The organism is uncultured Winogradskyella sp. (genome assembly GCF_947495255.1).
Taxonomy (GTDB): domain Bacteria; phylum Bacteroidota; class Bacteroidia; order Flavobacteriales; family Flavobacteriaceae; genus Winogradskyella.
Window position 1 is genome coordinate 282277 of record NZ_CANLYI010000001.1, and the last position, 24650, is coordinate 306926.

13 protein-coding genes are annotated in these 24650 nt (G+C 32.8%); 1 reads left to right on the forward strand and 12 read right to left on the reverse strand.

What is annotated here, in order from left to right; genetic code table 11:
* Positions 1-21 precede the first annotated feature (21 nt).
* Positions 22-3687, reverse strand: coding sequence for a metallophosphoesterase (locus Q0807_RS01260; RefSeq protein ID WP_299105446.1), 3666 nt, complete (start codon positions 3685-3687; stop codon positions 22-24).
* A gap of 207 nt (positions 3688-3894) precedes the next feature.
* On the opposite strand from Q0807_RS01260, the gene Q0807_RS01265 reads away from it, so the two are divergent.
* Positions 3895-5112: a Pycsar system effector family protein gene (locus tag Q0807_RS01265; RefSeq protein WP_299105448.1), complete on the forward strand. Its 1218-nt coding sequence runs from the start codon at positions 3895-3897 to the stop codon at positions 5110-5112.
* 1 nt (position 5113) lies between these two features.
* On the opposite strand, the gene Q0807_RS01270 is transcribed toward Q0807_RS01265, so the two are convergent.
* The 11 genes from Q0807_RS01270 to Q0807_RS01320 form a co-directional block, all read right to left on the reverse strand.
* Positions 5114-7486, reverse strand: coding sequence for a GAF domain-containing protein (locus Q0807_RS01270; protein WP_299105450.1), 2373 nt, complete (start codon positions 7484-7486; stop codon positions 5114-5116).
* Positions 7487-7583: 97 nt separating this feature from the next.
* Positions 7584-9704 (reverse strand): glycoside hydrolase family 97 protein, encoded by a 2121-nt coding sequence (locus Q0807_RS01275; protein ID WP_299105455.1) that lies wholly within the window; start codon positions 9702-9704, stop codon positions 7584-7586.
* A 55-nt stretch (positions 9705-9759) separates the two neighbouring features.
* The gene (locus tag Q0807_RS01280) at positions 9760-11436 is read right to left on the reverse strand and encodes an alpha-amylase family glycosyl hydrolase (protein ID WP_299105457.1); all 1677 of its coding nucleotides are present in this window, start codon (positions 11434-11436) and stop codon (positions 9760-9762) included.
* Positions 11437-11504: 68 nt separating this feature from the next.
* Positions 11505-13385 (reverse strand): alpha-amylase family glycosyl hydrolase, encoded by a 1881-nt coding sequence (locus Q0807_RS01285; RefSeq protein ID WP_299105459.1) that lies wholly within the window; start codon positions 13383-13385, stop codon positions 11505-11507.
* A gap of 5 nt (positions 13386-13390) precedes the next feature.
* Positions 13391-15778: a TIM-barrel domain-containing protein gene (locus Q0807_RS01290; protein WP_299105462.1), complete on the reverse strand. Its 2388-nt coding sequence runs from the start codon at positions 15776-15778 to the stop codon at positions 13391-13393.
* A gap of 28 nt (positions 15779-15806) precedes the next feature.
* Positions 15807-16820 (reverse strand): alpha/beta hydrolase-fold protein, encoded by a 1014-nt coding sequence (locus Q0807_RS01295; protein ID WP_299105464.1) that lies wholly within the window; start codon positions 16818-16820, stop codon positions 15807-15809.
* A gap of 1 nt (position 16821) precedes the next feature.
* The gene (locus tag Q0807_RS01300) at positions 16822-18765 is read right to left on the reverse strand and encodes a glycoside hydrolase family 13 protein (RefSeq protein WP_299105466.1); all 1944 of its coding nucleotides are present in this window, start codon (positions 18763-18765) and stop codon (positions 16822-16824) included.
* Positions 18766-18899: 134 nt separating this feature from the next.
* Complete coding sequence (locus Q0807_RS01305; RefSeq protein WP_299105468.1) at positions 18900-21206, reverse strand: glycoside hydrolase family 65 protein; 2307 nt, start codon at positions 21204-21206, stop codon at positions 18900-18902.
* A gap of 45 nt (positions 21207-21251) precedes the next feature.
* Positions 21252-21908 (reverse strand): beta-phosphoglucomutase, encoded by a 657-nt coding sequence (pgmB, locus tag Q0807_RS01310; protein ID WP_115815897.1) that lies wholly within the window; start codon positions 21906-21908, stop codon positions 21252-21254.
* Between the two features lie 9 nt (positions 21909-21917).
* The gene (locus Q0807_RS01315; protein WP_299105472.1) at positions 21918-23288 is read right to left on the reverse strand and encodes an MFS transporter; all 1371 of its coding nucleotides are present in this window, start codon (positions 23286-23288) and stop codon (positions 21918-21920) included.
* A gap of 130 nt (positions 23289-23418) precedes the next feature.
* Positions 23419-24465 carry a LacI family DNA-binding transcriptional regulator gene (locus Q0807_RS01320; RefSeq protein ID WP_299105475.1) on the reverse strand — a complete coding sequence of 349 codons (1047 nt, stop codon included), beginning with the start codon at positions 24463-24465 and terminating at the stop codon, positions 23419-23421.
* Positions 24466-24650: the final 185 nt, after the last annotated feature.

The following is a 24650-nucleotide window of genomic DNA, read 5'->3' on the forward strand; positions in this document are numbered from 1 at the left end:
TATCTGTAAGTGCTCAGAATTTTAAAATGCAAAGCCTAATCTAAAAGCCAAACGTAAGCCTTCATCACTATTAAATGCGGATAAATTCATTGTTACTAAATCTGCTGCATTGGCAAAAACACCTCCACCTACAGATGTATTCCATCTATTAGAATTATCATTTTGCAGCCATACTCTGCCATAGTCAAAACCTCCATACAGACCAAGTTTTAATGGCATAACACTTGTTCTCACTTTTCTAAGATTTAATCGTAAATCTGTACTTTGAACAAAGGCACGCTTACCATTAAATCTTTGATTTCTATAACCACGTAATCCATTGCCTGCTCCTAGTGTTGCTCCTTGATAGAACTCAAAATCATTACCTAAATTAAAATGCCCTCTTAGTTTCGTTGCTAAAACCAATTGGCCATTAGGTTCTAATTTATAATCGAACCCTAGCTCTGGGATGATATAACCAAATCCTTTTGACGTGTCTACATTATTTCTAAAACCAGCATGTATGCTAAATAACATACCTAAGGTTGGGAAAGCTTCATTATCTGAATTAACAAATTGATACTTAGCATCTGCACCATAAAAATCATTATTTACCTCAGTATTATCTCCTATAAACTCATTAATAAATCTACCTTCTGTATCCTCTACTTCTATAGCTTCATAAGTCAGTCCGAATTTAAAACTAGCACCATATCTTCCGATCCATTTTAAAGAAGGTTCAAATTTTAAAGTTCTCAATTTTACTCTATTGTAATCTAAATTCTCATTACCATCTGCCTCTAGGTTTACAGACTGATTACCAAAACCAAAGAAATTAAAAGCATAATTAGGACTTGTAAAATTAGCTTCTAAACCCAAATTGAAGTTACCTATTACATTGGCAAACTCGCCTTTATAATTTAATTCAAAACCTTCGGTTGCAAAATAATAAGATGCTGCAAATTGATGTTGTGTTGTAAATGGGTTACGCTCAAATCCGTAAGTTGTGTAAACATCTACAAAGCCTAACTTAAAACCATCATCAGGATTTGCTCCTATTGAAGGAATTAACTGATTAGTACTATTTTTCAGTTTCTTATAATCATAAACATTTGTCTTATAATCATCAGAGAATTTCTTTTTCCCTTTATGAGTTACAATGGTATTTTTCTTTGATTTATAATCGTAATACTTAACACGCTTACCATTTTCAATAACATACCTATCGTTATTCTGGCCACCAATTAATATCACTTTTATCAAATTATCACCTTCTCCTTTAACTTCAAAAACATCATCGTCGTCTAAAGCATATATCCAAATTTCTTTTGTTTCCTCTCTGTTATAGGTGCGCTCATGAAACTTATCTTTCTTTTCTCCTTTTTTTATGCGATAGGCTGTAACTTTAGTTTGTCCGTTTGGCATACGCTCTACATCAAACCAATCATCTTTATTGGTGCCTTTTATAACAGCATACTTATTAATTAATTTAAAATAGCGATTAGCAACCTTTTGAAGATTAGCACGTCTTGCTTTCAACTTTTCCTTTATATCTTCAATAGAACCGACTGGCATCTCTTCTGGAATGTTTAAAAATGCTTTTTCAATTATATCATCAGTAAGATTCTCTTGAATATGTTTTACTTGAGCATCCCAAACAGCTTTTCCAGATTCTGAAATAATCTCCATATCTAAAGGATAAGGTTCTACATTAACACCTTTTACATCTTCTAAATCATCCGAATATTTCCTCAACAAACGAGCCGTTGGCATTAGTCTCACTGCTGTACCTAAAAGAAAACCATCTGACATTTTAGAAAACGCTTGATCACGATCTCTTGGCATTGGTCTGTATATTTTTTTTCCGTCTTCTTTAAACTCAATCCATCGCCATTGGTCTTGATGCCTGTCCCAATCTCCAATAAGCATATCGAACAACCTTGCTTTTATATAAGCTGCTTCATCTACTTTAAGGTCTTCATCTTTATGTATTTTTTTCATCATATCATCCGTAGACAATAATTCATTCTGAAAACCAAAACTTGCTTTATCATTATGACCTTCAGAAGTATGCTCCTCAATCATATAAAGTTCATCACCATATTCATCATTATACTGACCAAGTCTTTCTTGCTTAGGCACAAAATACAATACAGGATTTGTGTGATAAACACCAATCGCATCAGCCAAATCACCAATTATCAAAGGTGCATACGGATAAGAACCTGTAAACACATCTAAAATTAAATCTTCAGTTGCCGTATCATCAAACTGGCCTTCTATATATTGATCTTTAAAAAGTACAGCTTGTAAATATTGTAGTGCTTGTTTACGGACGGCACGCATAACATATTGTGTACCGTTTTTATCTTCGAGACGTAACGATTTAGATTGATTACCTCCTCCTTTTTTAACAGGAATTAATCCACCAAATAAGGTATCTAACTTTACATTTGGAGCATTAACCTTGGTACTATATTCTTTTCTATAGCGATCTCCCCAAATAAATTTTCTAAATCCAGTAACATCTGTTTCTTCTTCAGAATATACAGAAGCAGACGTATGTGATTCTAAATTCTCTTTATATGATTTTGGTGCCAAAGGTTTGTTCTCCGGAAAAATTTCAGTTTCAAAAACAACAGTATCCTCATCCGCAGAATAAAAAGACACATGTGTAGAACCATCTTTGTAAACCATAAGTTTAGCATAACCAGGAGTTCCGTAACCAAAAACACCACTTCCTATATTACGAACGGCTGAAACTTTAGAGCCAGCACCTGATACAATTTGATGCAAATTATCTTCAACTAAATATTGTAAATTATGTTCATGGCCAGATACAAAAACTACTTTCTCATTAACTTGCGCTAATGTAATTAGACGACTCTGTAACTCATTATAATATTGGTTTTGAAGATCTACATTTGCAATACCACTGGTTTTTCTAATCACATTTTTTAGTGTTCCTAAAACTGGTAATGGAGACATGTGGCTCGCAAAACTAAATTGCCCACCATGAGAACCATTAGTAAACATTGGGTGATGCAGTGCAATTATGGTTGTTTTACCTCTCGCTTTTTTCACCAAACTACTAAACTCATCTAAAAACGCTTGTCTTGTTTTTATTTCACAGTCGTCATTTATAGTTGGTTGGTCATTCCAATTGTTAATGTACCAATGCGTATCTACTAAAATCAATTCAATATCATCTGAAACATGAATTTTATCTATTGAACAACCGTCTTCAGGCAAAAAACTATCTTTACCAAGCGCTTTTTCTACTATTTTCTCTTGATCTTTTAAACCTTTAATATCAGAATACCAATCATGGTTTCCTGGAATAAAAATAGTTTCACCTTTAAAATTTTTAACAGCTTCTGTTTGAATTTGAATTCGGTGCTTTGCTAACTCATACCCTTCTGAAGATTCTTGAGGAAGTCCTTTGGGGTAGATATTATCACCTAGAAAAATAGCCGTACTATTTTTGCTCGCCCTTTCTAATTCTGCCTTAAATGCTTTTAAAGCCTGGGAGCTTTCGCCAAAACCAGAATTACCAGCATCACCTATTAAGTAAAAACTGTGCTCTATTTCTTTATTAATTGGCAACGGTTTTTCAGAACCTAAAACAACTTGTTTTTTTAGTGTTGCACACGCATTGAAAACTAAAACTAAGGCTAAAAAAAGACCGAACTTAAATACTACTTTCATAAAAAATGGTTGGTTCTCTAAAATACGGATTAATTATTCGATAAGAAAATTTGAATCCTTTAGTAATTATCTAAAATGTATTTCGTCCAATTAATAGTCGTTAAACTATTTATTAACTTGCAACATAAAGTAATATAATTCTCGTTGCTACGATAATTATTGACAAAGCTTATTAATAATTCATAAATTAGACTCACATTTTATCCTATGGAGAACATAATACTTGAAGCAGAGAAATACGTTATATCTTACTTAAACAATAATTTAGATGCATCTTTCGTCTATCACAACCTTGCCCACACACAACGTGTTGTAGGTAAGATAAATGAATTACTAGAAGAAGACCCCTTAAGTGAAACTGAAAAACAACAGCTATTAATAGCAGCTTGGTTTCATGATACTGGATTTACAAAAACCATTGTTGGACACGAAAAAGAAAGTGTAAATATTGCTACTGAGTTTTTAAAATCTCATAATGTATCTGAAGACAATATAAAAGCCATTTCTGCTATCATCCTTGCCACTCAAATGGGCTATCAACCAACAAACAAAATTGAAGGTTACATTAGAGATGCTGATTGTGCTCATTTATCTAGCAAAAATTATAACGATTATGCTGCTCTTCTGAGAAAAGAATGGGAATTAACGCTAGATAAAAAAGTGTCTAAATCTCAATGGATACAAGAAAATATTGATTTTTTAACTAACCATACTTTCCATACAGATTTAGCTACTAAAAAGTGGGAAAAACGAAAAGGCAAAAACCTAGCTAGTCTTTTACAAGATCAAAATAAAATTAAAACCAATACTGAAAAGTTAAAACAGAAAAAAGCAGAATTAAGCTTTAAAAAAGAAAAGTTAGACTTACCTGATCGTGGTATAGAGACCATGTTTAGAGTTGCTCTTAGAAATCACATTACTTTAAGTGATATTGCTGACACAAAAGCTAATATTCTATTATCAGTAAATGCTATTATTATCTCTTTGGTATTATCTAATTTGGTTTCTAAACTAGATAATCCAACAAATGAATATTTAGTGTGGCCAACATTTATTTTTTCTTTATTCACTGTTGGATCTATAGTACTATCTGTAATTGCTACAAGACCAAATGTTACGAGTGGTAAATTCACAAAAGAAGATGTAGCAAACAAAAAAGTAAACCTATTATTCTTTGGGAATTTCCATAAAATGAAACTTGATGAATTTGAATGGGCAATGCAAGAGATGATGCAAGACAAAGAATACCTCTACGGATCATTAACTAAAGATTTATACTTTCTAGGTCTTGTATTAAACCGAAAATATAAAATATTACGACTTACGTATACTGTATTTGCTATTGGTATAATTGTGAGTGTAATTGCTTTTGCAGTAGCGTTTCAATTTTATGGTATTCAACATCCAATAACTACTGCACTTTAATTTATGCCTTAATTTCTTTCATTAAATCGTCGTAAGTATAGAAAGCTTTGTCGTCTTTATTTTTATGATACAATACACTAACTCTAATTGCTTTTAAACCAGTGACAGCTTGTAAATCTTGTAATTCTACAATTTCAACGTCAGTATCTAAATACTTTTTAGCTTGTAAAAACTTAACGTAATTTAAATATTCTCTCTCATCTTCTTTTTGAGAATACACGATACTAATTTTGCCTTTTTGAGTAACACGTTCCTCGGTTCCTTTTACAAAAGCTTTATCAACTCGTTTTTTAACAATCTCGTATCTTGCATTATACGTGCCATCAACATCAAATTGTTTTTCATCCATTCTAAAACTTATAGATAATGGTTGATTAAAAACTAAAATCATAGAAGCGACATCTAATGCTACCGGAAAATCAGATTTCATTTGATAATAGGCATTCTCCATTTCTACCATGACTTGTAATTGCCACAATCTCAAATTATAAAGATAAATAGGATTAAAACTGTCTTCTTTTGTAATAGACTCACCTATATACATGTTATGCTCAACACCATCGGTTTTAAAACGCTCAAAATAATGTGGATACATGAGTTGTGCTTCTTCCTGCTTTTGATCTAACAAGGAAGCCATTTCTTTATTAATTAACGAAATAGTATCATCGTAATGCTTTCTATGATGGTATAATGCGTCAGTGCGATCATCTACTCTATTAAAATACGTACCAATCGCTTCTTTTAAACCGTCAACTGTATAAAGGTGCTTTAAAATGGGTTCAATTTCGTTTTTAATAAAACCTGAAATTTGATGTTCACTATCCACTTGAAAATGCACTTCAATGCCTTCTAAGAAATCATCAATTTGATATACATACTGCTCATATATTGGCAATACTTCTATCTTAGAAGCATCTTGTAAAATTCTTTTTACAGTATTTAACTGCAATGATAAATCTTGTTGTGTTGCCCAATTTCTAGCTTCAGAAGATCCTTTAATATCAATCTGACCATACAAAGGATAGATGTTTTCAAAAGCTATTTTATTAAAACTAGCTTTCTTACCATTCATTTGATCTTTTATGAAATTTCTGGCTTCTTTTTTAAACCTCCAATGCACACTTGAATGTATTGATGTACATTCTTTTTGAATAATAGCCTCAATTAAATTAGACTCTTCATATTTAGAACGCTCAACAGCTGTCACTATAAATGGCATCACATCCGCCAATTTATTGGCATTAATACTATTTAAAATTTTAGCTTCTTCAGAGACTATTTCTAATATACCCATTAAGCCATCATCATTAGCTATTGGCGCAAAAATTGCACTTTTAAAGCCTTGCTCGTGCAATGCTTTAATGTGTGGAGCTTTTCCTTCTGAACGTTTAAATGATTTATCTATATCTGAAACTGAAAAGTAATCGTACTCTCGTAATAATTTATTGTAAGACCATTCACAGAGTGCGTCAGAACAACTCTTACTTTCTAAATCATTAAGTAAAAAGCTATTCATTCCTATACCATAAACACGTTCAAAGATATCTTCTTCAACATTATATATAGAAAAACCAACTTTTATACTTTTTAAGCCAAATAGAGACTGAAAAATTTCATGAAAACCTTGCATAAAGTTTTCATTTTTTCTCTTTTCCTCTCCTATTAAACTTGTTTTTATATTTGAAATAGATTGATCATCTGTAACATCGAATATGTTTGAAATTACAAATCCTTTAAACGTATAACTAAAAGGTGGAAATTTCTCTTTCCACATCTCAAGATTCTCAAAATTATCTAGTAACTCATTATAATCTGCCTCAGTTATCTTAGGCGCATCAGCTTTGGGAATTATTTCCGTAAAATCTGCATTATACAAAATCTTATAATAACGCATAATACCATTAGCATCAGGGATTTCGTAATAAAATGGACGCTTAAAATTTAGGTTATAACCATAACAAACATTAAGAATAATAGCACATGTAACAATATACCTTTGATCCTGAGGCATATTCTTCATTTCTAATTTAAAATCAGCACCTGCCGTTTTTAATATCGTCTTAAAACGCTCTGATGAGTTAAAAGTATAGTTATGATAAGGTATTGATGCTGTTTTAATCTCATTTTTAGTTAGAATAGGGCTAAACGTATCTTGAAGAATACCGTTTATTTCTTTCTCATGAGTTTTAAAGGTTTCAAAATCACTAAAACCATCTCTTAAGATTGGATTATCTTCCGCAATTTTTAAAACACGGTGTGCATTAGCAACAATGTAATCATTGTCATCTTCTATTAAATTCTCATATTCATTTAATAGTTTATTAAAGCTAATCTTAACTTCAATAGGCGATTCTATGTTGTCGTTAATATCCAAAAAAAGTAGTTTTTTATATAGGCAAAGTTACAAATATTAAATATAGTCGATATAAACTAGACTTACTTACGCACCTGTTATTATTCGATAATAAAAATTACCGCTTTATTAAACTCAAAGCAAATCCGCCTCCTTCTGCAAGTTTTACAGTTAATTTAGAATCTTTTTTCAGTTCTACTTTCTCTATTTTAAGATCTAATGGGTTGTCATCCCAATGTGCATTTTCACCATCTTTATAAATGATGGCTTCATAAGTTACATTATCATCTAAAAAACTAAAATCTAGTTCCACAGTTCTAGAATTTTCATCTGTTATTCCGCCAACAAACCAATTACCAGTTTCTCTTTCTTTTCTTGCAATAGTTACATAATCACCAACTACTCCATTTAAAACTTTGGTTTCTTGCCAATCTACTCCAACATCTTTAATAAATTGTAATGGCTCAGGATTAGCTTCATAATGTTCTACTAAATCTGCTGCCATTTGTACAGGACTATAAATCACTACATACAAAGCTAATTGCTGTGCTATGGTTGTATTTACTTGGTTATCCTTTTTATACTCATCGAATTTTATATTGAAAATACCTGGCGTAAAATCTATTGGTCCAGATAACATTCTGGTAAAAGCGACGATTGGCAAATGCTCTGGTGGATTTCCACCATCACTTGCCCAAGCATTAAATTCTTGTCCACGTAAACCTTCTCTCGATATAATATTAGGATACGTTCTACGTAATCCTGTTGCTTTTATTGGCTCATGCGCATTAACCGCAACTTCATATTTTGCCGCTTTAATGGCTGCATTATTATAATGATTCACCATATATTGTCCATGATGATATTCGCCTTTTGGTAAAATTTTTCCAACATAGCCAGATTTTACAGCATGCATCCCATATTTCTGCATTAAAGCATAAGCCGTATCTTGTTGTTTAGTATAAGTTTCTGTTGCTGCAGAAGTTTCGTGATGCATAATAATACTCACTCCTTTTTCTTTTCCATAACGCACAACTTCATCAATATCGTAATCTGGATAAGGCGTTACAAAATCAAAAACACCTTCTCTATCTTCAAAACCAATCCAATGTTCCCAACCTGTATTCCAGCCTTCAACTAAAACACCTCCAATATTGTTTTTTGCAGAGAAGTCTATAAAATTCTTTACATTTTCAGTCGTTGCTCCATGAAGTCCATGAGATTTCCCTCCATCTGTCCAAGTACTCATATCTTGCGTCATTCCATAATCCCAAGACGATTTACCTAAATGCATTTCCCACCAAACACCTGTATATTTCATTGGCTTAAACCAAGATACATCACCAAGTTTATTTGGTTCATTTAGATTAACAATAAGCTTAGACTCAATTAAATCTGGGGCATTATCTGTAATTTGAATGGTTCTCCATGGTGTATTAAAAGGCATACTTCGTTTTACTTTGTAATCTGTGTTTTTTGAACCTACAAGATTACTTTTTAAGTTTAAATTTTCAGTATTTACTTTTAAAGTCATACCTGAATAATCAACCAAAGCAGCTTCATGAAAACTAAGATGTATTCCATCTTTACCAACCATAGTTACAGGTGTATTCACTGCATTTTCTGGTATATGAGTTTGTGCTAAATTTTTATGATTAGCATACTGCAAAGCATCAACTTCAGAAAGGTTTGTTGTGTTATATAAATGTTCGTAAATATCCCAATCTCCAGGAATCCAAAAGGTTTTATAATCTTCTGTTAGATTGAATTCAGTATGCTCTTCTGTGATAAAAATCTCACCTCTTAATCTTGCTTGTTCTGGGAATTCGTATCTAAATCCAATACCATCATCATAGACTTTAAAAATGATATTTAAAAAGCGTTCTGGCGAAGTTTTTTCTTGAAGTTCGATTTTTAATTCTTTATAATTGTTGACTACATCTAACTGTTCTCCCCAAGGCATTTGCCATGTTTCATTAAAAGCTGACGTGCTTGTGTTTTTAATGATGAAATTTTTATTAAAAGCAGGAAGGTCCTTAAACTCGAAACCTAAATACGATGTATCTACAACCGTTTTATTGTTGAAGCTTACGACGTAAAACGGACGACCTTCGTTATTTACATTAAAATTAACAACCACTTTTTCATTTGGCGAAGTGATTTTTGAAACTTGCTTGTCTTTTGAATTGCACGAAAACAAAACGAATGCAACTATGACAATGATAAATTGTGTTTTCATATTTATAATTTAAGAGACATGAGTTTTTAGATACTTTACAAGTCCTATTTATTAATTATTCTGTTTCTATAAGAACGATATCAAATGGTGAATCGATTGTTATTTTACCATTTTCTACAGTTGCTGTTTTTCCAGAATAAGCATCACGTAGCATTACTCTTTCTTCAAAAACCTTAGAAACATCAATCACTTTTTCTCCTTTTTCAAGTTTTAAACCAATAACCACTAAATCTTTAAAATTGCCTTTTTGATAGCTTCTATAAAAATAATAAGGTGTTTCAGTTATCATTTGATGCACACCTGCTCCAACTGCAGGATGATTTGCTCTAAATTTCCCTAATTTTTGCCAATGTGTTAAAATCGTTTTTGTTCTAGCATCATTTTTAATAGCATCCCAATTCATAAAAGAACGTAATGTGGCATCACCTTCTGTACCTTCAATAATTAATGGTCTTGCCGACTCACCTCCATAATATACTTGCGAAGTTCCTGGAGACAACAATAGCTTATTAGCTGTTACATATGGCTTCTTTCTTTCTGCATCAAACGGACTTCCATCATCATGAGAACTTAGATAATTAAGTGTTCCAAAGCCCTTTAATTCACCATTTAAAATATCCGAATATCGTTTATATAACGCTTCATAATCCATTTCTTTTGAGTTCCATTTAAAATCAAAATTGATTAAACTATGAAAACTTGGTGGATTAAAATAATTGACTTGTCTATCTCCAAAATCATATATCTGACCAGAACTGACTCCATAATTATAAACCTCACCAACGAGATAAAAATTATTATCATCTAATACTTTATCTGGATTGTTCTTTTTGAATTCAGTAAAAGCATAATCGCATTCCACTTTAAATTCTTCCCAAACATATTCTTCAGTATGTTTTACCGTATCTGCTCTATAACCATCTACTCCAAACTCTGTAATGTAATCGGTAAGCCATTTCATAATATAAAAACGTGGTGCTCTTGGGTGACCAGTACGCTCAAAAAAGGCATCGAGTTCCTTAACCTCTTGCTTGTATCGCCCTTCTGCTTTCCATTTTTCTACCAGTTGTGGTGGTAACGCTACATCATCATTACTTTCTGTTCTAATATCCGGTAAGTTTGCAACTAAGGTGCAGCTTATAGTATTGGCATAACTGTCATAAGAACATTGCTGATCTGTACGTACCCATTCTTCTGGCCAAACTGGATCTTTGTCGGTAACAGGACCTGTATGATTTATTACAGCATCTAACACAATTCTTATACCTCTTGCGTGTGCTTCTTTTACTAGCTCGTGTAAATCTTCCTTAGTACCAAAATTTGGGTCTATCTTAGTCCAATCCTTAGTCCAATAACCATGAAAACCATAACTTAAACCTGTACCTTCATTGGTTGCGCCATGGATTTGTTCTACTATTGGTGTCATCCAAATGGCATTAATACCCAAATCGGAAAAATAACCTTCTTTTACTTTCTGAGTTATTCCTTTAATGTCTCCACCTTGAAAACCTCTTAATTTTCCTGGCTGTTTTGAACGATCAAAATTGGTGTCATTTTCAGATTTACCGTTATTAAATCTATCCGTTAATAAAAAATAGAGATTTGCACCTTCCCAAACAAATGGTGTTTCAATAGCTTGTTCTGTTTCTAATGCAGCTATCTTGTTTTCCTTGTCCTTATTTTTGCAACTCAAAGTGATTAGAATTATAGTTAATAGAATTAGTTTCTTCATAATTATTTATTGGTTTTAGGCCTGTTTGGTTTTAAAACTCTGAACAGATCTGGACTGAGGTTTTGAATCTATTTAATTTTTAAAATAAAAGATTCCAAAGGTTTAATATCAATTCTTACTTGTGCTTTACCATTTTCAACTTTTAAAGTTGAAGTATATGTTTTATACAATTGGTCTTTTACTTCGTATTCACCATCTTTAAGTTCTAATTTCTGAACTAAATCTTCTGGTAATTGCAACTCAAAACCATAAGTATTGTCTGCATTAAAGTTTGAAATAATTATCAATTTTCCATCGTCACTCCAACGTACAAAAGACAACACTTTATCATTATACCATTCCGTATTTTGGTGATTGTAATGCTGAATATCTTGATAGTCTCCCATTAAAGCCGAACTATTGATTGTGAAGTTCAGCAAGCGCGTATAGAAATCACGAAGCTTATCTTCTTGCTTTGTGGATTGTCCTCCATCAAACTTTTTGTCATTTACCCAACGCACTATACTTGGCACTGAACCATAATCGAAAATAGAAGTTCGGCTTGGATCTCCAAAACCTAAATCTTCTGCTCCAGGCTCACCAAATTCTTGACCAAAATAAATCATGGTTGGTGCTGTAGAAGATGTTGCAGAAACCACCATTGCTGGTTTTCCTTTTTCTGCACTACCAGCAAATTCTGGACTCGCAATACGTTGCTCATCATGGTTTTCTAAAAAGTGAAGCATATGATGCTCAATATCGCCTAAATCACTTAAAATTGGTGGAATGTTATCTGTACTTCCGTGACCTTGCATGACGTGTTTAAGTATATCATAAAGTTGAACTTTATCATATAAATAATCCATTTTTCCTCGTTTAATATAATCTCTATATAAACTTGGGTTATAAACCTCAGCTAATAAAAAAGCCTCTGGATTTTTCATTTTAATGTGCGAATTCATATAACTCCAGAATTCAACAGGTACCATTTCTGCCATATCATAACGGAAACCATCAACGCCTTTGGCGGTCCAATACAAAGCAATATCTTTAAACTTCACCCACGAACTTGGCACTGTTTTATCACTCCAAAATTCAAAATGTTTTTTATAATCTTCATTCTCAAAACCATCTGGTAAATCATCAAAATCTTTTCTACCATCAGGACTAATGCCATAATTTACTTTTACGGTTTCGTACCAATCGTTGATATCTGGTTGCGATGCTCGTGAACCGTTTCCTGTCCATTTTGCAGGAATTTCTTCAAACTTACTATCTACTAAATCTGTTTTTTCTCCTCCTAGAGGTTGGTAGCCGTTCTTCCATTCTGGCACTTTAAACGCTTCACCTGGATTGTAATAAAAGTTATTGTTAACGTCGTAGGTTTTTGTTTTATCATCTTCTGACCCAAAATCTGAAGCTCCTTTTGGATTTGACAAACTCTGGTAATTACGAGCCACGTGATTTGGTACAATATCAATAATCACTTTTAAGCCTGCTTTATGAGAACGCTCAATTAACGCTTCAAATTCCTCTAACCTATTGTCAACATTCACGGCTAAATCTGGATTAACATTATAATAATCCTTCACAGCATATGGTGAACCAGCTCTTCCTTTTACAATATCTGGATCGTCATTAGAAATACCATATTTAGTATAATCCGTAATCACATCGTGATGAGGAACTCCTGTATACCAAATATGTGTTACGCCTAAATCTTTAATTTCTTTTAAAGCTAAATCCGTGAAATCATTAAATTTTCCAACGCCATTTTCTTCTAAAGTTCCCCAAGGTTTATTGGTGGTATTCGTATTTCCGAATAATCGTGTAAAAACCTGATATACGACTTCTTTCTTCTTCATTTGAATTTTAATTTCTTCTTGATTAATAGGTGCTTTGTTTTCGTTTTTACATCCAAAAATACTTAATACAACTAATACTATTGTAATGCTTTTAATCTTTTTCATTTGGATTATTTTTTGAGTTTTACTGTAATTACTGAAGTCTCACCTGTATTTCTTTCAATAGGAATCCTAGCCGTTTTTGAAGTTTCTGACCAGTCAAAATCGTCATTCCTTCCAACTGTAATTCGTTTTGGTTTATGTTTTAATCCATGAATTGTTAAATAAAAAACACGTGATTTAGAACTAAAATTCTTTCCTGTTTTATCTGTGATTTTAAATTCTAATTTAGAACCTCTAGTGGTCATTTCAAAATTTAATACCTCAAAATCTTTATTTTTTATAGCTTTCGCAGATTTGCCGTCATCACTATAAATTTGTCTCTTGGATGTTAGCACAGAAGAGTCGTGATAGTAATCAATTTTATAGTTTGTATCTTCAAACTCTTCTGTTGTTTGAACCACTTTTGTATTAGAAATAAATGCACCTGCTCTTACATAAGTAGGAATTGAACTTTCATTCAATTTTACCGTTTTTGTTTGTCCTCCTTTTATCTTTTCATCGGTATAGAAATCGAACCAAACATTGTCTTTTGGAAAGTAAACATCTTGTTCTGTTATTTCGGCTTCTAAAACTGGTGATACCAAAATGTCATTTCCCCATAAATAGGTTTTTGAGTAATTGAACAAATCTGCATTATCCGATTCTTCAAAAAACAATGGTCGCATTAATGGCTTTCCAAATTGGCTATTTTCAAAAACCAAATTGTAATTATATGGTAATAATTTATAACGTAATTCAATAGCTTGTTTGGCTAATGCTTTCGCTTTTTCGCTTCTAAAAATAGGTTCACTTGGCACGTCTTCTTGTGCATGAGGTCTATAAATTGGATTAAAAACGCCGTATTGCAACCATCGCACATATAATTCATCATCTAAATTTGCACCTGCAAAACCACCTAAATCACTATGCATATACGCTAAACCTTGCATTCCCATTTGTAATGCAATCTCGGGTTGACTTTGTAATCCTCCCCAAGTTCTGTTAACATCTCCAGACCATGGAATCATACCATAACGTTGCGAGCCAGAGTAACCAGCACGCATTAAAATAAAGGGTCTTGTATCTGGGAAATCGCGCTCGTAGCCTTCAAAAATCAATCTTGCCCAATCGTGGCCATAGATATTATGAACTTCATTTGCGCTACCTGTTTTGTGTTGTACCCAATCTGGATGTACTTCTGGTTCTCCTAAATCTCCCCAAATACCTGCAACACCCTTATTCGCTAAATCTTTATAGATGTTCCAAAACCATTTTTCGCCATCAGGATTGTATATATCTATGAGTCCTGTGTTACCAAAGTAGAAATCGTATTTCGCAGGATTCCCAACAGAGTCTTTTGCCAGAATCTTTTTCTCAACCGCTTCATCCCATTTCTTAGATGTCGTTAAGATAAAAGGCTCTGTAATGGTAATCGTTTTTACTCCTTTATCATTGAGACGTTTTACCATGCCTTCAAAATCTGGAAAAGAATCTCTAAAGACTTCTAAATTTCCCATGGTTCCTTTTAGTTCTTTTCCGAACCAATATAAATCTAGAATTATAGCATCAACCGGAATTTTTTCATCATTAAATTTAGCTATGGTTTCTTCAACTTCTTGCTGAGAATGATACCCAAAACGACTCGAAAAATTACCTAAAGCCCAACGCGGCAGCATTGGTTGCTTTCCTGTTAAATCGGTATAAACATCCATCATATCTAACCAAGAATCACCAACAATGACTTGGTAGGTTTTTCGGCCTGAAATGGTTTCATATTTTAATGAATTATCGCCTTTACTGTCTAAATCTAAAAAACCAATTGGTGCATTATCAAAATGCAACATGTACTGTTTGGAAGACACTACAATTGGCATGGTGTAATTCATCAGTTCGCTATGTGTTTCGTAACCATAATGTGCTCTATTGTATAATTGCAAACGATTGCCACGACGATTCATTCCTAATGCTCTTGCTCCTCCTCCATATAAAACTTCATCTTTTGTAAGATTAAAATTTATAGTTTCTAAACTGTCATTTTTTACATAACCTTCCTTTTCTGAAACAATAAATTTGTCTTTATAATAATATGAAATTTGAAAAGGGCTTTTAGTAATGGCAACGTATAAACCTTTGGTTTTTAAAACAACATCATTGCCTCTGTCTGTCATTTCAAAATACGAATTGTAAGGCTTTGCAACCACAGCATGAGATTGTGCTTTTAAGTATTCGCCTTTAGGCACAAAAGTCGTTTCTATAATGTTTGAAGAATAGGGTTTGATAATATAATAGCCATCGTTGACTTCAACTTTTAAATCTAAGCCTTGTTTTACTGCGCTTTTAAAAACACGGTTAGAGTTTTGGGCAGATAAAAAGGCAAATGAAAAGAGGGCTACTATAAATAATTTAATGTTTTTCATTTTTAAATTTTTGAAGTCTAATTGGTTATTAAAATCCTACATTAGGCTTGTTGTTTCGATGCTTACTATCTTTTAATAAAAATACTAATGGCTGGTCTAATCTTTTGTTCCAAGAGTTTTCTGAATGATTAGTCCCTTCAAAAAATAAGTTTTTAGAATCAGAACTTGTATAACCTTTAGCTTTTAAAATCTCATCTACTCTTGGTGCATATTGCGGATAATATTGGTCTAACGTTTCATTACCATAATCAAAATACAATTTATGCTCACCTGCTTTTGGTAAATTAGCATCCATGTATTTAAAAATCCCAATGGGATACGGATTATTTTCCGTTGGCATTGCCCCTGGCCAATGTGTTGATAAACAAGCTGCACCTCCAAAGACTTCTGGATACTCAGAAATGGCATACATAGACATTAAGCCTCCCATACTTGAGCCCATGACAAACGTATTTTCCTTGTCTGTATAAACGGAATACTTTTTATCTATTTCTGGCTTTAATTCCTCGACGATAAATTTTAAATAATTATCACCATTCAGTTTAAAATCCTTTGAACCTGAAAGGTCTTTTAAGCTATCTTTAGTGGCTTCGTTTATATAATTAAATGCTTTTTGAGGGAATAAATCTTGCCAACGAAGTTCTGCTATATTATGAACTGCAACAACTATAAAGTCTTCAGTTTTTCCTTCTTCCATTAATTGGCTTGCCCATTCATCTAATTTCCATTCTTGTTTGTTCCAAGTCGTTAATGAATCGAATAACATTTGGCCATCATGCATATATAATACGTTGTATTTTTTGCTTTCCATATAGTTTTCTGGTAACCAAACATCGACTGGTCTTGGTGCAATATAGTTGGATGGAAAACTATCAATTCTATGAATTTCTCCTTTGAAGAGTGTTGCACTTTTTAAATGTTGAAAGTTTATTGGCGCAACATTTGTTTCTGTTTCATCCGTATTTAGTTCTTCTGTTTTCGATTCATTTTTACAAGAAAACATAAATAAACTAACACATAATACCAGTAAAATAGTTCTCATATTATTGCGTTTTTGTAGTTAAAATTGTACTTCCTTTTTCATCTAAAGTCATACTAGTATTCCAAATAAGCGTTTCCTTTGAAATAATATTAGTTAGTGTTTTACCACTTAAACCTAACTCTTCAAATCTTGATAATTCTAATTCTTGTTCTTCTTCATTTTTATTAATGATATGAACAACAGTTTCATTATCCGAAATTCTCGCCATTACATAAACACCATCTTGTGGCGCAAAATGCATGGTTTTACCATCATGAATAGCGTCGCTCGTTTTTCTGTAGTTTAACATCTTAGTTAAAAACGTCTGCATGTCTTTTTGATTATCGGAAAGGCCTTCCCCTGTAAATGCATTAACACTATCACCTTGCCAACCTCCAGGGAAATCTGTTCTTATTAATCCATGGTCTCCAGGCTTTTCAAAATCGTCCATTAGAATTTCTGTACCGTAATAAATTTGCGGTATTCTTGGCATCATTAAAAGGTAACTTAAAGCCATTTTAGTATTTACAACATCGCCTTTTAGTTGTGTAAAAACACGACTCATATCATGGTTATCTGTAAACGCCATAATATCTTTTGGTGATGTATACGCGAAGTCGTTAGCTAAACCTTCGTACATTTTAACCAAACCTTTATCCCAAGATTCCTCTTCATTTAAAGCATCACTAATATTTTTTTGCATGGCAAAATCCATACTCGATTTTAAATTAGAATCGTATTTATCATTGTTTTCATGGCCTTCTTGCCAATACCCAATTAACAACGGATTGTAACTCCACTCTTCTCCAACAATTGAAAAGTTTGGATACTCGCTCATTATGGCTCCTGCCCAATTACTCATAAAAGCCTTGTCTGGATATGGATATGTATCTTGTCTAATACCACCTAATCCTAAAGTTTCAATCCACCAAATACTATTCTGCGTAATATAATTTGCCATAAAAGGATTACGCTGATTTAAATCTGGCATACTAGAAACAAACCAACCATCTGCCATTTCTAAGTAATCGTTTTTAGAAGCGTAAGGGTCTTGATTTGTCGTTCTTCTATGGTTAGACGTTTTTGTTGTTTTCCAATCCCAATTGTCTTTATTTTCTTCATAAAGTTCTTGGTAGTTTACCCAATCTTTAAACGGTAAATCTTTCATCCACCAATGTTCTAAACCACAATGATTAGCAACTTGGTCCATAATCAATTTCATGTCTCTAGTTCTTAGATTATTGGCTAATTCTTTATAATCTTTTAAGGTACCAAAACGAGGGTCTACTTTGTAGAAATCTGTCATGGCATAACCGTGATACGAGCCACTTGGCATGTCATTTATTAAAACAGGGCATGGCCAAACAGCCGTAAATCCAAGATTTTCAATATAATCTAAATGGCTAGTTATGCCTTGTAAATCTCCACCATGTCTGGCATAACCATCAGTTCTATCAATGCCTTGTTGAAGCAATCCTGCTACTTCATCATTTTTTGGATTCGCATTTGCAAAACGGTCTGGTGTAATAAGATAAATAGCATCAGAGCTATCAAAACCAATGTAATCTTCAGCTGGTTTCTCTCGTGATTTTAACTCGTAAGTTTGAATTAATTCTGAGGCATCTTCAAGCTGAAATCTAATATTGAATTTTCCTGCTTTTGCCGTTTCGGAAATCTCTAAATCTAAGAACAGATAATTTGGGCTATCTGCCTTATGAACTTCCGCTATGCTAACTCCTGAATAATTAATTTTTGGTATTGCACTGCCAATATTTGGATGCTTTACCAGTAATTGTAATTTTTGATTTTTGAATCCAATCCACCAATGAGGTGGCTCAACTTTCTCAATATCGTTTTGGATTTCAGCTACAGGTTCTGAAACCACGCTTTCCTCAGATGTGGTTTCCTTGCATGAAAACACAGTTGCAACTAGAAGCGTTATTAGAATTAGTTTTAGTGTTTTCATTGTAATTTATTTTAAAAATGAAACAAGTCGGTAGTAATCTTAAACAAATACCTACAAGGTTTTTAAAACCTTGCAGGATATTTAATTCATATTCTAGACCTACTAGGTTTTAAAAACCTGCAAGGTCTTCTAAATTATACAGTAACCCTATTATTAGGACTAATTGAAACTTCTTTTCCATCTACATAAATGGTTAAGTCTTTATCCCCTTCTAATATAAATTGTGTTTCGTTTTGACTAACACTTACAGTGATAATTTGATGTCTAAAGTTCACTTTAAACGAATAGCCTTCCCATTGATTAGGTATTTTAGGCTCAAAAGATAAGGTGTCATTTTTAACACGCATACCACCAAAACCTTCAACAATACTCATCCAAGTACCAGCCATTGAGGTAATGTGTAAACCTTCGTGAACCTCGTGATTATAATCATCTAAATCTAAACGCGATGTTCTTAAATAAAACGTATACGCTTGGTCCATTCTGTCTAATTTTGCAGCTTGAATACTGTGTACACATGGTGACAATGAACTTTCATGAACCGTGAATGGTTCGTAAAAATCGAAATGACGTTCTAATTCTTCAGTCGTAAATTTATCTTCAAAGAAATACATCCCTTGCAATAAATCTGCTTGCTTAATATATGGTGAACGTAAAATTCTATCCCAAGACCATTTTTGATTAATTGGTCGTTGTGATTGGTCTAAATCTACAACTGTAATTAATTCTTTATCTAAAAAACCATCTTGTTGAAGATATACATTTTCTTCTTCAGAATATGGAAAATACATATTGTCTGCTACTTTTTTCCAAAGTGCTAACTCTTCATGTGAAATCTTTGTTTTACCAGAGATTCTTTCAAAATCGTTACTATGACCTTCTTTTACTTTTTCAATTGTTTCTAATGTATAATCGATACACCATTTTGCAATATAGTTAGTGTACCAATTGTTATTTACATTGTTTTCGTACTCATTAGGACCAGTTACACCAAGAATAACATATTTGTTTTTATTGGTAGAGAAGTTAGCTCTTTGATGCCAAAAACGTGCAATACCGATTAAAACTTCGAGTCCCATTTCTGGTATATAACTAAAATCGCCTGTATATCTGTAATAGTTAAAAATGGCAAAAGCAATGGCGCCATTTCTATGAATTTCTTCAAAAGTAATTTCCCATTCATTATGGCATTCTTCACCATTCATAGTAACCATAGGATATAATGCAGCTCCGTTTTTAAATCCTAATTTCTCAGCATTTTCAATGGCTTTATCTAGATGGTTATATCTATAGGTTAAAAGATTTCGAGCAACCTCTTGATCTTTAGTTGCCATGTAAAATGGAATACAGTAAGCTTCAGTATCCCAATAGGTACTTCCTCCATACTTTTCTCCTGTGAATCCTTTTGGTCCTATATTTAAAGTTGCATCTGTACCTGAATACGTTTGGTTAAGATGAAAAATATTAAAACGTATACCTTGTTGTGCTTTTACATCACCTTCTATAGTGATGTCTGCCATATCCCAAATCTGAGCCCAAGCTTGCTTCTGGTCTTCTAGTAATTTAGTGAAACCAGCCGTTGTAGCTTTGCTTAAAGACGACTTTGCAGCAGTAAGCAACTCATTTTTATTATGGTCACGATCTACAGTATAACCACCAAATTTATGAATAGAATACGTTTCTCCTTGCTCAACATTATAAGTATAACTGAAAGACGCTAAATTTGAATCTGCCGTAAAATTTGGTTCAGTTAATACCGATTTACCATCAATATAAACTTGAGATTCCATGAAAGTACAGGTGTAAAAATCTGTTTTCATGGTTTTTGCCTGAATAAAGGCTTGATTATTCTCGTGACTTACATTTAAAGTATCCCAAAACTTATCATCCCAATTGGTATCTTCATTGGTAATACCTGAATCTAAATAAGGTTCAAAAGTAATTTCAGCTTTTGAATTTAGTGGCTTAATGTTGAAATTTATAGCGCCAACTTCATCTAAATCTAGACTTAAAAAACGTGTTGTTTTGACCTCAACCTCAATATCATTTTGAAGTGTTGCAACGAAACTTCTTGAGAGCCAACCTTCTTTCATGTTCAATTCTCTTCTAAAGTCTTTTATGTCTTTACAAGCGAATAAATCGAGTTGTTCACCATTAACTATGACGTTAATACCAATCCAATTTGGTGCATTTAATACTTTAGCAAAGTATTCTGGGTAACCGTTTTTCCACCAACCTACTCTGGTTTTATCTGGATAGTAAACACCTGCAATGTAACTCCCTTGAAATGTTGGGCCTGAATATTTTTCTTCAAAATTGGCACGTTGTCCCATAGCACCATTTCCGATACTAAATATACTTTCTGATGCCTTAACCTGATTTGGGTCGAATCCTTCTTCTATAATTGACCAATCGTTTGGGATAATATAATCTAGGTTCATTCTAATTTTATTTAAAAGTCTCTTTTTGAAACGTTTTACTTCTATTTAATTCTCTATAAGGGATTTTATAAAATCATCTGAGATTTCTGTAAAATCATTGAATATATAATCTGCATGACCTAGAACATCCTTACTTCCGATGCCTATAGAAATCATATTAGCTGTATTGGCAGCTGTAACACCAGCTACTGAATCTTCAAAAACAATACAGTCTTCTGGCTTTATATTTAATTCCTTAGCAGCTATCAAAAACACTTCTGGATCTGGCTTTGCTTTTGTAACATCGTTGCCATCTACAATAGCATCGAAATTTGACATGAGATTGACACGCTCTAAAATTGTTCGCGCATTTTTACTTGCCGACCCTAATGAGATAGGTTGCTTGTTTTCTTTTAAAGTATTTAATACTCTTGGCACATCTGGTAAGATTTCGTTCTCATCCATTTCTGCGATATAATTTAAATACTCTTCGTTCTTTTTGCCCATAAGGTCATTGAACAATTCTTGAGAAATCGTTTTATTTCCCCAAGCCAATATTTTTTCTAAAGAACGAACACGACTAACGCCTTTAAGCTGCTCGTTTTCTTCTTCAGTAAAATCAATATCTAAACCCTTAGCTAGTTTTTGCCAAGCTAAAAAGTGATATTTCGCAGTATCTACAATGACACCATCTAAATCGAATATGAATCCTTTTTTGTTCATTTTTTTATTTTATTCTGTAGGTTGATATGAGATTGCTGCTTTTTCAGTGATTAAGAAATTACATAAACCAGCGATAATTAAACTTAAGCCTGCAATAGTCATAGCATTAATGGCATCGTCTCCTAAAAGTCCGGAAACAAAATTAATACCTCCAAGTGCAGCAATAATTTGTGGGATTACAATAAACATATTGAAAATCCCCATAAACATGCCCATTTTCTTTGGGTCTACTGAGCTAGATAACATAGCATATGGCATGGAAAGAATACTTCCCCAAGCAATACCTATTAACATAAAACAATATTTGAGTTGCTCTGGTGAAACGACCATCATTAATAGAAATCCTGCTCCACCTATTATTAGAGATAACATGTGCACATATTTTCTATTAACGTTTTTCTTTGAAGTGTAAAACACAAACAATAACGCAAAAGCCATTGAAGACAAGCCATAAACTCCCATCGCAGAACCTACTGAATTTGATGCTTTTTGAAAAGCTGTATTTTCAATTTTAAATGCTTCTTGATCTGCAGCATTTGTCATATCAAAGTTAGCTTCAATTGGTGCTGGTGTATTATAAACATGCTCTGTTAAAGCTGGATTAGCCATGCTCCACATGGTAAAAAAGGCAAACCAACTAAAGAATTGGATAACACCTAATTTCTTCATTGTAGAAGGCATATTTCCTATATTATTAGTAATATCTGAAATAAACCTATTTTTTTTAGCTTTCTCTCTTTCGAATTCTTCCATATCCTCTGGTGGATATTCAGTTGTAGTAAAAACGGTATAAAGAATACTAATTAAGAATACAAATGCGCCTATGGCAAATGCAATCTTCACAGAATCTGGCACAACACCTAAATCTGCTGCATCGCTCACTCCCATTTCTGAAACTAACCAAGGTAAATTACTAGCTACCCAAGTACCGATTCCAATAATTAAGGTTTGCATTACAAAACCGTAAGTTCTTTGAGACTCATCTAATTTGTCTGCAACTAAAGCTCTAAATGGCTCCATTGATACATTAATAGACGCATCAAGAATCCACAGAAAACCAGCAGCAATCCATAAAGCTGGTGAATAAGGCACAAAAAATAAGGCTATTGAACTTAAAATGGCGCCAACTAAAAAATAAGGTCGTCGCCTTCCCCATTTTGGACTCCAAGTTCGGTCACTCATATAACCAATAATAGGCTGTACAAGTAAACCTGTCAAAGGCGCTGCTATCCATAAAAGTGGAATATCATGCTTATCTGCACCAAGTGTTTGAAAAATTCGTGACATGAAGCCACCTTGTAAAGCAAAACCGAATTGAATCCCTAAAAATCCGAAACTCATGTTCCAAATTTCCCAGAATCCGAGAATACGCTTTTTCATGAAATAGTATATTTAAATTGATACTATTCTGACAAGCTTAGCTCATCAAAACTTATTGTGAGAAGTGAAAATATAAGTTTTGATTATTCGTCAAAGATATAAAAGATTTTAATATGACAATGATAAATTTCTATTTGGTAGATTCTCGCTCTACTAATTCGGTGTTAATTACAACGGTCTGAAACTGTTCTTCTTCAGCATTAAACTCAGTCTCAATTTTATCTATTAATAAGTCTGCAGCGCGCTCTCCCATTAACTGTGCATGTTGACTAACAGTAGTTAAACTTGGTGTTGAATGTTTAGAAAGCACACCATCTGTAAAGCCAATAACTTGTATATCATTTGGCACATTTAATCCCATTCTTCGGGCTACTTTCATTGCAGATAATGCATATAATTCATTAACAGCAAATACGCCATCTATATTTTTATGAGCCTTAAAAAGTTGCTCAATCTCTGCCTCCAATTTTTCTAAATGCACTTCATAATCTAGGGTATCATCCATTTTTAGAATTAATTCTGCCTGAGGTGTAATTTTATTTTCCTCTAAAGCCTCTAAATAACCTTGAGTTCTTAATCTTCCAACACTTACATAATCTTTAGTTGTGATTAATGCAATATGTTTGCATTGGTTTGATATTAATTTTTCAACTGCATTCTTTGCACCATTAAAATCGTCTACTATTACTTTATCGCATTTAATATCAGAAACCACACGATCAAACATCACAATAGGCATACCTTGATTCATGGTTTCATTATAATGATGATAATCTTGTTGAAGCAACGTTTCTTTAGACATTGAAAGAATAAAGCCATCAATACTGCCATTAGCAAGCATCTCCATGTTTATGACTTCTTTAGAAAAAGACTCATTAGATAGTCCTATAATAACATTATACCCTCTTTTGTTAGCTACTAACTCTACACCTCTAATCACTTTAGAGAAAAAATGATGTACTATTTCCGGAATAATAATTCCGATGGTGTTAGTTTTTCTATTTTTAAGACTAAGAGCAATATTATTGGGTCTGTAATTATATAGTTTAGCAAAGGCTTGAACTTTCTGAATAGTATCTGCACTTATTTCTTTGCTATTTTTTAATGCTTTAGACACTGTAGAAATAGAAACGTCTAATTCTCTGGCTATTTGTTTTAAGGTTATTTTTCTTCTCATTTTTGGCTGTAAATATGGAACGAATATACTTGAAATATCAAAACTAGATTTTATTGATATCCTAATTATAGTACTAAAAAGTAAAAATCTTCTATTTTTTTCATTATTTTCCTAATAATATCATTTTTATTTAAAAGTTTTTAACACGCAAACGTTTTCGTGACTTTCGTCATATTATTTAACAC

What these genes read in the sequence shown, in the direction of transcription:
- Q0807_RS01280 (WP_299105457.1), bottom strand. Translation starts at nt 11,436, where the DNA reads ATGAAGAAACTAATTCTATTAACTATAATTCTAATCACTTTGAGTTGC.
- Q0807_RS01290 (WP_299105462.1), bottom strand. Translation starts at nt 15,778, where the DNA reads ATGAAAAACATTAAATTATTTATAGTAGCCCTCTTTTCATTTGCCTTT.
- Q0807_RS01265 (WP_299105448.1), top strand. Translation starts at nt 3,895, where the DNA reads ATGGAGAACATAATACTTGAAGCAGAGAAATACGTTATATCTTACTTA.
- Q0807_RS01300 (WP_299105466.1), bottom strand. Translation starts at nt 18,765, where the DNA reads ATGAAAACACTAAAACTAATTCTAATAACGCTTCTAGTTGCAACTGTG.
- Q0807_RS01320 (WP_299105475.1), bottom strand. Translation starts at nt 24,465, where the DNA reads ATGAGAAGAAAAATAACCTTAAAACAAATAGCCAGAGAATTAGACGTT.
- Q0807_RS01295 (WP_299105464.1), bottom strand. Translation starts at nt 16,820, where the DNA reads ATGAGAACTATTTTACTGGTATTATGTGTTAGTTTATTTATGTTTTCT.
- Q0807_RS01260 (WP_299105446.1), bottom strand. Translation starts at nt 3,687, where the DNA reads ATGAAAGTAGTATTTAAGTTCGGTCTTTTTTTAGCCTTAGTTTTAGTT.
- Q0807_RS01305 (WP_299105468.1), bottom strand. Translation starts at nt 21,206, where the DNA reads ATGAACCTAGATTATATTATCCCAAACGATTGGTCAATTATAGAAGAA.
- pgmB (WP_115815897.1), bottom strand. Translation starts at nt 21,908, where the DNA reads ATGAACAAAAAAGGATTCATATTCGATTTAGATGGTGTCATTGTAGAT.
- Q0807_RS01275 (WP_299105455.1), bottom strand. Translation starts at nt 9,704, where the DNA reads ATGAAAACACAATTTATCATTGTCATAGTTGCATTCGTTTTGTTTTCG.
- Q0807_RS01285 (WP_299105459.1), bottom strand. Translation starts at nt 13,385, where the DNA reads ATGAAAAAGATTAAAAGCATTACAATAGTATTAGTTGTATTAAGTATT.
- Q0807_RS01315 (WP_299105472.1), bottom strand. Translation starts at nt 23,288, where the DNA reads ATGAAAAAGCGTATTCTCGGATTCTGGGAAATTTGGAACATGAGTTTC.